General features: G+C 45.9%; 3 protein-coding genes and 1 pseudogene. 3 read left to right on the forward strand and 1 reads right to left on the reverse strand.

From position 1 onward, the window contains the following. Nucleotides 1–72 precede the first annotated feature (72 nt). Complete coding sequence (locus tag F6J99_RS45100) at nucleotides 73–291, reverse strand: prevent-host-death protein (RefSeq protein ID WP_293123971.1); 219 nt, start codon at nucleotides 289–291, stop codon at nucleotides 73–75. Nucleotides 292–353: 62 nt separating this feature from the next. Here F6J99_RS45100 and F6J99_RS45105 point away from each other — a divergent pair, with 62 nt between their 5' ends. The 3 genes and pseudogenes from F6J99_RS45105 to F6J99_RS45115 form a co-directional block, all read left to right on the forward strand. Next, nucleotides 354–587: a hypothetical protein gene (locus F6J99_RS45105; protein ID WP_293123974.1), complete on the forward strand. Its 234-nt coding sequence runs from the start codon at nucleotides 354–356 to the stop codon at nucleotides 585–587. A 108-nt stretch (nucleotides 588–695) separates the two neighbouring features. Beyond that, on the forward strand, nucleotides 696–818 hold the full coding sequence (locus F6J99_RS45110; protein ID WP_293123976.1) for a hypothetical protein: 123 nt from the start codon (nucleotides 696–698) through the stop codon (nucleotides 816–818). 158 nt (nucleotides 819–976) lie between these two features. Beyond that, nucleotides 977–1,147: pseudogene (locus F6J99_RS45115) on the forward strand (transposase); the annotation flags it as partial. Nucleotides 1,148–1,265: the final 118 nt, after the last annotated feature.

The raw sequence follows: 1,265 nt of genomic DNA on the forward strand, positions 1-1,265 counted from the left end.
TCCTCTTACTTCTTCTGAATTCACTGTTCCCAGATCCGCTGTTCCCTGTTCCCTAAAAAAATATACCTCACCTCATTGAAAACCACTATATAACGACTCATCAAAATCCTCTGACATTTTCACTAACCCCTTAGCGCTACCAAACTTAGGGGTTGCTTGTACTGCCATCATTGGCACAATTCTAAACGATTTACCATCACTACCGAGGATAACAACCTCTTCCCCTGCTGCTGCTGCTTCAAGTAGTTCCGCGAGTTTAGTCTCTGCTTCCTTCAAGTGAATTTGGTACATGATCACGGTTCCAGAGCCAACGGTTTGAGTATACCAATTATAAGGGAGTAGGGAATGCGCGAATGCGCGAATGCGCGAATCGGGAATCGGGAATCGGGAATCGGGAATCGGGAATCGACAAGAGTGTCGGAAGTGTGTGGTCAGTGCAATGGTTTTTTCAACTATTTGCTCAGTGCAATAGTTTTCTGCGAGAGAGCAAGGGGGAGTGTCGGAACTATGTGTTCAGTGCAACGGTTTTCAGCAGACCGATTGATCGGAAACGGGACTTCCGAGCAAGGGGAGTGTCGCAAGTGTAGAAAGTGTGAGGCCAGTGCAACGGTTTTCTCAACAATGTGCTCAGTGCAACGGTTTTGTGATCACTATTGATTAGGAAAAGCGACTTCGGGGGGGGGAGTGTCGGAACTATGTGCTCAGTGCAACGGTTTTCTCAACTGTCGAAAGTGTCAGGAGATCGGGAGTCAGCTCAGCGTTCCCTATTGCCTGTTGCCTCTTGCCTATTCCCTACTCCCTACTCCCTGCTAGAATAAAGTGGACTATAGTTTAGGGTAATCAATCATGGATGCTCCTAAGTCTCGCAATCAAACCCCAATAAATAGGGATAAAACGGTATTTTATAGTACAAATCCGACATTGACATTTCTATAGCACTAGAGTATTCTAAGAAAAGAAGACATCTTAGTTGATGATGCCCAAAAAAACAGGAGTAACAAAGAAAATATCAACTCAGATCGTCCCCGTAGTGGGGATGACAGAGTCGGTTGAGACCGAGTTACTATCTACCATGAAAAAATTGGGCATTGTCAGATCTGAGTCTTACAACAAACTAGGGAGTATTAGCTATTGGGGGCTGGATTGGGTGCGGCTCGTTCCAACTAGGAGCCTTCAGCGACTGAAGGGGTATGAGTTGGGGACTTGCGCAGGATAAAACCTGAAAAGTCTAACTACCTATCGGATGCAGGTGAAAGCCCTGCCTA

The sequence above is a fragment of the Moorena sp. SIO4G3 genome (genome assembly GCF_010692305.1).
Lineage (GTDB): Bacteria > Cyanobacteriota > Cyanobacteriia > Cyanobacteriales > Coleofasciculaceae > Moorena > Moorena producens_A.